Below are 7,195 nucleotides of genomic sequence, written 5' to 3' on the forward strand. Positions count from 1 at the left end.
GACAGGGTCGGGAAGCATCGTCACAGCAGTCCACGCTCCCCCAGCATCAGGTGCAGGGTCCGCGCCGAGTCGGCGACGGACTGCAGGTGCGTGTCGACCCGGGCGTCGGGGTGAACGGGCGGCTCGTACGGGTCGTCGACGCCGGTCAGCCCGGAGATGCGGCCGGCCCGCTGGCCGGCGTACAGGCCCTTGACGTCCCGGACGGCGCACACCTGGAGCGGCGCGGCCACATGGACCTCCAAGTACGGTGTGTCGCTGGCCTCGTGGCGCTTGCGGACCGCCTCGCGGCTGTCGGCGTACGGGGCGATGACCGGCACCAGGACGAGGATTCCGTTGCGTGCCAGCACCTCGGCGACCAGGCCGATGCGCCGCACATTGGTGTCTCTGTCCTCGCGGGTGAAACCGAGGCCTGCGCTCAGGAAGGTGCGGATCTCGTCGCCGTCGAGGACCTCGACGCGCCGCCCCTCCCTGGTGAGCCGGCTGGCGAGGGCCTGCGCCAGGGTCGTCTTGCCCGAACTGGGCAGTCCGGTCAGCCAGATGGTGGCGCCCTTGTGCTGGGCGGGGTTGTGGTGGGTGACGTTTTCGTCGCCGCTCATACGTGGCTCCCCACGGGCCGGCCGGACAGGCGGGTGACGCCGTGCGCGGCGAGAACGGAGAGACCGGGCCTGCACGCCTCGTCGAGATCGGCCTGATCGGCCCCGGGCAGGGCCTGCCAGGCGGAGCCGGGCCGGCCGACGAGGGCCGCGCTGCGCCGCACCCACGCGTCGTCGGCGTACTCCGGGCCGAGGAAGGCGGCGATGCGTGCCAGGGACTCCTCGGGGTGGTCGAGAATGTCCTCGTACCAGACGTGCATGACCCGGTCCTCGGGCAGGACGGACAGTGCCTCCATGCCGCGCCGCATCTCGTCGGACCAGTAGGCCCCGAACAGCGCGGCGGGGACCTCGTACTCCTCGAAGGCCCGCGCGTCGAAGCGGTCGGGCAGGAACGGCAGCAGGTCCTCCGGCACGTACCGCAGGTCGGCGGAGCCCGGGTCCTCCATGGCGTAGGGGTCCTGGCCGAGGGTCAGGCCGAGTGCCATGACCACGGCGGCCATCCGGAAGCCGCGGTGCCGGCTCATGGACAGGGCGCAGTCCCGGCCGTCGCGCACGATGTGCAGGAACCGCGCCTCGGGGAAGTGCTGGGCGTACTGGCCGGTCAGGATGAGCGAGCCGCCGCTGCGCTCGGCCCAGAGCCGCTTGCCGAAGCGGTCGCAGAGCAGGCCGAACAGGCGAGTGTAGTGGTCGCCGACGACGGCGTCGGGGAAGCCGGCGACGGCCTCGGCGATCTCGTCGTACAGCGCGTCGGGGTCGTCGGTCAGATGCGGCAGCGTGGTCAGCAGCAGGGCGGGGACGCCGGTCTCGGCTGTGTAGCGGGCGCCGCGGTCGGCCGGGTAGAGGATCTCGCGCGGGGAGATGCCGTTGCGGCTCATGATCCCGTTGACGGCGTTGCGGGCGGAGAGGATCTTCCAGAACCGGGCTGCGCCGATGGTGCCCTCGGGGAACACGGAGGCCGTCAGCCGGTACATGTCGGTGAGGTGGTTGAAGAGCTCCGACAGGCTCAGCACCTGCGGGTGTTCACGCAGCAGACCGGAGACGAGGGTCGATCCGCAGCGGCCGGTCCCGGTGACGAACAGGGGTGCCGGTGCTTGCTCGGGTGCGGTACTCATGGGGGTCGTACCTTCCTTTCTCGGGGCTTCGTCGGGGTCGGCCGGGATCAGGCGGGCCGGCGCAGCAGGGCGGCGTAGAGGGTCAGGCCGGGGCCGAAGGCGAGGGCGACGACGGGCCGGTCGGTCCTCGGCAGCCGCTGGAGGACCATCAGCACGGTCGGCGAGGAGCAGTTGCCGTACTCGTCGAGCACCTCGTAGGAGGGCCGCAGCGCCTCGGCGGGCAGCTCCAAGCGCTCGCCGACCACCTCGACGATCCGCTTGCCGCCGGGGTGGATGGCCCAGCCGCCGACGTCCTCGGGGGTGAGGCCGTGGGGTGCGAGCAGTTGGTCGCGGATGACCTCGCCGACGTGCTGCGCGAGCACGTCGGGGACCTTGGGCGACAGGCCCATCTTGAAGCCGAGGTCGGTGATCTCCCAGCTCATGTGGTCGGCGGTGCTGTGGTCGGTGACGGCGACGACGTCGACCACCTCGTGGCCGTCGGTGGCGTCGGGTTCGATGACGATCGCGGCGGCCGCGTCGGCGAACAGGGCGTGCGCGACGATCTGTTCGATGTCGTCGGTGGGGGGCTGGACGTGCAGCGAGGTGAGTTCGAGGCAGAGCAGCACGGCCGGGCGGGCCCGTGAGGCGACGAAGTCGGAGACGGCGCCGAGGGAGGGGACGGCGGCATAGCAGCCCATGTGGCCGATGAAGAGCCGCTGCACCTTGCTGCTCATGCCGAGCTCGTCCGCGAGCCGCAGGTCGAGGCCGGGGGTGGTGTAGCCGGTGCAGGAGGTGACAGCGAGCAGGCCGACGTCCTCGGGTGCGAGTCCGGCGGATTCCAGGGCCGCGGCGACGGTGCGCTTACCCAGGGGCAGTGCCTCTTCGATGTAGCGGGCCATGCGCCGGCCCGTGCTCCAGCCGGAGACGTCCTTCTCCGTGCGGGGATCGACGGCGGTGGAGCGTGAACTGATCCCGGAGTTCTCGAATATCCGCCGGGCGATCGGCTTTCCGTTGTAGTGCTCGAGGAAGAACTCGCGCCACAGGTCGTCCTGGCTGGTGCGGGTGGCGGGGAGGGAGTGGGAAGCACCGGTGACGACAGGACGCGCCGCGGCACGCAGGCCCCTGGGGGCGGTGTTGAGCTTTTCTTCGAGGTACACCCGTATTTCCTTTTCTTTCGGGCAGCCATAATTCAGCCACCTGGAGATTGGAATCGCGTACTGAAGGGACCGCTCCCGCACGCCGTCGTGCAGGGAGAGCCGGCCTGAAGAGGAATGACCCGTGTCGGGCCACGAGGAACCAAGGGGTCCGCATACAGAGCGGGCGGACCGCCCCGCCGCGAGTCGAATCCCGACTCACTTCTCGAACATCAAATCCCACCCATCGAATGGAATCAATAATTCCGCGAACAGTTCACTTCGGTTTTACTTAATCGTGAATAAGGACATGCGGGCGTGAACACGCAAAAATTCCGGCCTTCCAGAGAAAGGCCGGAACTCTGCGCACGTTCACGCCGGATGGAATGTTTTGAGCCAGAAGTAATTGCACTGCGAACGACTTTTCGACCGTCGGCCGAATTACTTCTGATCTCTTTTTCGTCAGAGGGCTATTTTCCGCCGGCGGGCGAACCGGCGGACGTCCCCGCGGAGTCCGGGGACACGGCGGCGCCTTCGTCACCGGATCCTGGCTCCGTGAGCTTCCGGTCGTGCGGCGGGCTCAGCCGCGCCCCCTCGATGTCCAGATCGGGCAGCATCCGGTCCAGCCACGGCGGCAGCCACCAGGCGCCGCGCCCGACCAGGGCGAGCACGGCCGGCACCAGCGTCATCCGGACCGCGAAGGCGTCCACGAGGACACCGAAGGCCAGCGAGAAGGCGATGGGTTTGACGATCGCGTCTTCCATGCTCACAAAGCTCGCGAAGACGAAGAACATGATCAGCGCCGCGGCCGTCACCACCCGGGAGGCGTGCCGCGCCCCGGTGACCACGGAAGGCCGCGCCCGGCCGGTCCTGATCCAGTCCTCGCGCATGCTGGACACCAGGAAGACCTCGTAGTCCATCGCCAGGCCGAAGAGGACGGCCATCAGGACGATGGGCAGGAAGCTGACGACGGGCCCGGTGGCCGCCACGCCGAGGGCATCGGCCAGCCAGCCCCACTGGAAGACGGCGACCACTGCACCGAAGGAGGCCGCGACCGAGAGCAGAAAGCCCACCGTGGCCTTCAGCGGGACCACCAGGGAGCGGAAGACCAGCAGCAGAAGAATCAGGCAGAGGCCGACCACGACGGCGGCGAAGGGCAGCAACGAGGCACTGAGCCGGTCCGAGACGTCGATGCCGACGGCGGTCGTGCCTGTCACGGAGACCTCGGTGCCGGTGTCCTCCTCCATGGCGCCGGCCCGCTCGCGGATGTCGTCCACGAGGTACTGCGTCGCCTCGTCCTGCGGACCGCTCCCCGCGACGACCTGGATCACCGCGCGGCCGGACTCCGGGTCGTACTGCGGAGCGCTCACCCGCTCGGTCCCGGGGAGCCCTTTCAGCTCCTTGGCGACCGCTGCCGCCGCCTGCTGACCCGCCGCGCCGGTCTCACCCGTGTCCGCGAGGACCAGCAGCGGACCGTTGAAGCCGGGTCCGAAGGTCTCCTCGATCCTGTCGTAGGCCTCGCGCTGCGGAGTCCCGTGCGCCGCGCTGCCGTTGTCCGGCAGCGCGAGGCGCAGGTCCGCCGCGGGGAGCGCGGCCGTCAGGAGGACCGCCGCCACTGCGAGGATGGCAAGCAGCGGCCGCCGGGTCACGCCGCGCGCCCAGCGCTCCCCGAAGGTGTGCGGGGCGCCCTCGGGGGTCCCGCCCGTACCGCCGGTCACGCCCCTCTCGCCCGCCTGACCCGTGTCCCGTTCCACGCTCTCGTGATGCGTCTCGTCCGTGGCGGCGGCCCGGCGGGCGGCGCGGGAGCCCGGGCGCGGGGCGAGCCGGGCACCCGCGAAGCCGAACAGGGCCGGCAGCAGGGTGACGGCGACCAGGACGGCGATCAGCACGGTCGCGGCGGCGCTCAGACCCATCACGGTCAGGAACGGGATCCGTACGACGCAGAGCCCGGCCAGCGCGATGACGACCGTCGTGCCCGCGAAGACGACGGCGCTCCCCGCCGTGCCAGCCGCCCGGCCCGCCGACTCCCGCGGGTCCATCCCGGTGGCCAGCTGGGCGCGGTGCCGGGAGACGATGAACAGCGCGTAGTCGATGCCGACGGCGAGTCCGAGCATCAGCGCCAGGCTCACCGCCGTCGAGGACACCGTCAGCCCGGAGGAGACGGCCAGCAGACCGAACAGGCCGGTGGCCACACCGGTGAACGCGGTCAGCAGCGGCATCCCGGCCGCCAGCAGGGAGCCGAAGGTGAGGGCGAGGACGGCCACGGCGACGACGACGCCCAGGAGTTCGAGCACACCCGCGGTCAGCACGCCGTTGCCGTACGCCTGGCCGCCGACGGCCACGTCCAGACCCGCCTCCTCGGCGGGGGCGGTGGTCCGCTCGAGCTCGTCGAGGGCGTTCCCGTCCAGTTCCGACCGGGTGACGTCGTACGAGATCTGGGCCAGCGCCGTGCGTCCGTCGGGGGTGACCGTCCCCGCCTTCCGCGGCGGGACGACCGCGGCCACGTCCGGCGCCTCGGCCGCCCCGGCCAGCGTCCGTTCCATCGCGGCGGCGAGCGCGGGATCGGTGAGCTTCTCGCCCTCGGGTGCGGTGAAGACGATCTGGGCGCTCGTGCCGGCGGCGGCCGGGAAGTCCTCTGCCATGGTGTCCAGCGCCTGCTGGGACTCCGAGCCGGGGATGGTGAACTCGTTGTCCAGCCTTCCGCCGAGGACCGCCAGACAGCACGCGGTGGCCACGAGGACGGCCAGCCAGGCTGCGGAGACGAGCCATCGGCGGCGGTAGGCGCCGCGGCCGATCCGGTAGAGCCATGTCGCCACGGTGAAGCTCCTTGCGCAGTGGGTCGGGACGCCGCGGGCGGGGCGGCGCGGCCGGCTCCCGGCGGGCCGGTCACCGGCGAATTCGGGTGCGGACGAGGTCGGTTGCGGGCCGATTCGGGTGTGCGGACGGATTCGGGCAGGTGCCGGCGGGGCCTGGCGGGGTCAGTTCTCGAAGGTGGCCTGCCGGCCGCGGAGATCCAGGCGCAGGCCCCGCTCCGTGACCGTCAACCGGGAGGGCTGGAGGTCCAGCGGCAGTCCGGAGAGGTCGAGTTCCCGGGGCGCCTGGGCAAGCAGCTGGTCGGCCAGCCCCTCGGGAACCTCGCGCTCACCGAACCGCACGGCCGTGCGTTCCAGCCGTATGCCCTCGCCGTCGAGCTCGGGGCGCATGGCGACGGAGAGCCGGCCGGCCGGGCCGGTGCGGATCACCAGCTCCTCGCTGTCCGGATCGGGCGTCACCGTCGCACCACCGCCCCGGGCTCCCAAGCCCGTCGCCGAGGTGACCGTCTCCGCCAGGGACTCGGCCGACATCTCGGCGCGGACCTGCGAACTGTGGACGGCGAGGCTTCCGCCGGAGCGCACCACGTGTTCCAGATCGGCGTGGAAGTCCACGCCGGTGAAGCGCCGGAAGGTCGCGTCGTCGCCCTCCACCTCGACATGCGGGAAGGCACCCCGGGCGAGCTGGAGCACCACGGGTGTCCTCCCGAAGGCGACGTCCACACTCGTACCGAGCCTCGCGTTCATCCGGTCCTTGAACCGGCCCGCGGCCTGTTGGCGCATGACCAGCTCCGTCAGACCGCCGACCGCCAGCACTCCGCACATCACGGCGCAGATGACAAGACGCCCGCCGCGGGGCATGCGTGGCCTTCTGAAAACTGTCATGACTGACAGCATAGCTCAAAGTGTCATGACTGACAGATCCTTTCCGGCCTGCGATACTCCCCTCCATGGAGACAGTCGGACGACGCGAGTTGCGCAAGGCGGCGACCCGGAAGGCACTGCACGACGCCGCCCGGCGCCTCTTCGAGGAACACGGGTACGAGCAGACCACCGTCCGCGACATCGCGACCGCCGCCGGGGTCACCGAGCGGACCTTCTTCCGCTACTTCCCGTCCAAGGAGGACCTGGTGCTCGGCGAGGTCCTGGACCTCATCCCGGCGCTGCAGGACCTCGTCCGCAGCCGTCCCGACGACGAGCCGCCGTACGAGGCGGCACTCCGGGCCGTCCTCACCCTCACCACCTCGCAGGGCCGGATCGCCCTGATGTTCAGCGGGCCTCCGCGGCGCTTCGCCGACGACCCGGCCCGGCACAGCCGCAGCCCGGTGCTGGCCCAGTTCGAGGACGGGCTCGCCGACGCACTGGCCGAGCGCATCGCCAAGCACGACACCGGCACCCGCGTCGAGATCGCCCTGCGCGCCGCCGTGCTGTCCCGCGCCGCCGTCGGCGCGATGCGCGCCGCGCTGACCCGGTTCTCGGCGCTGCCCGAGGAGGAGCAGACCACCGAGACGGCGCGCACGCTCCTCCACACCGCTTTCGCCTACCTCAAGGAGTGACCGGGCAGCGGC

General features: G+C 71.1%; 6 protein-coding genes. 1 reads left to right on the forward strand and 5 read right to left on the reverse strand.

The window, feature by feature from the left end:
- Positions 1-20: 20 nt before the first annotated feature.
- The 5 genes from cysC to GUY61_RS31745 form a co-directional block, all read right to left on the reverse strand.
- Positions 21-596 carry an adenylyl-sulfate kinase gene (cysC, locus tag GUY61_RS31725; RefSeq protein WP_166633711.1) on the reverse strand — a complete coding sequence of 192 codons (576 nt, stop codon included), beginning with the start codon at positions 594-596 and terminating at the stop codon, positions 21-23.
- Complete coding sequence (locus GUY61_RS31730) at positions 593-1,705, reverse strand: sulfotransferase (protein WP_166633713.1); 1,113 nt, start codon at positions 1,703-1,705, stop codon at positions 593-595. The genes cysC and GUY61_RS31730 overlap by 4 nt, the downstream gene beginning before the upstream one ends.
- 47 nt (positions 1,706-1,752) lie before the next feature.
- Positions 1,753-2,841, reverse strand: coding sequence for a 3-oxoacyl-[acyl-carrier-protein] synthase III C-terminal domain-containing protein (locus tag GUY61_RS31735; RefSeq protein WP_166633715.1), 1,089 nt, complete (start codon positions 2,839-2,841; stop codon positions 1,753-1,755).
- A 446-nt stretch (positions 2,842-3,287) separates the two neighbouring features.
- The gene (locus GUY61_RS31740; RefSeq protein WP_166633717.1) at positions 3,288-5,633 is read right to left on the reverse strand and encodes an MMPL family transporter; all 2,346 of its coding nucleotides are present in this window, start codon (positions 5,631-5,633) and stop codon (positions 3,288-3,290) included.
- Between the two features lie 162 nt (positions 5,634-5,795).
- Positions 5,796-6,512: a DUF2993 domain-containing protein gene (locus GUY61_RS31745; protein WP_166633719.1), complete on the reverse strand. Its 717-nt coding sequence runs from the start codon at positions 6,510-6,512 to the stop codon at positions 5,796-5,798.
- 65 nt (positions 6,513-6,577) lie between these two features.
- Between GUY61_RS31745 and GUY61_RS40740 the strand changes: the two genes are divergently transcribed.
- Positions 6,578-7,183 carry a TetR family transcriptional regulator gene (locus tag GUY61_RS40740; protein WP_166633721.1) on the forward strand — a complete coding sequence of 202 codons (606 nt, stop codon included), beginning with the start codon at positions 6,578-6,580 and terminating at the stop codon, positions 7,181-7,183.
- Positions 7,184-7,195 lie beyond the last annotated feature (12 nt).

The sequence above is a fragment of the Streptomyces sp. GC420 genome (assembly GCF_009916105.1).
Lineage (GTDB): Bacteria > Actinomycetota > Actinomycetes > Streptomycetales > Streptomycetaceae > Streptomyces.

Excerpts from the sequence above, each read along its gene's own strand:
- cysC (WP_166633711.1), bottom strand. The coding sequence starts at position 596 with ATGAGCGGCGACGAAAACGTCACCCACCACAACCCCGCCCAGCACAAG.
- GUY61_RS40740 (WP_166633721.1), top strand. The coding sequence starts at position 6,578 with ATGGAGACAGTCGGACGACGCGAGTTGCGCAAGGCGGCGACCCGGAAG.
- GUY61_RS31730 (WP_166633713.1), bottom strand. The coding sequence starts at position 1,705 with ATGAGTACCGCACCCGAGCAAGCACCGGCACCCCTGTTCGTCACCGGG.
- GUY61_RS31745 (WP_166633719.1), bottom strand. The coding sequence starts at position 6,512 with ATGACAGTTTTCAGAAGGCCACGCATGCCCCGCGGCGGGCGTCTTGTC.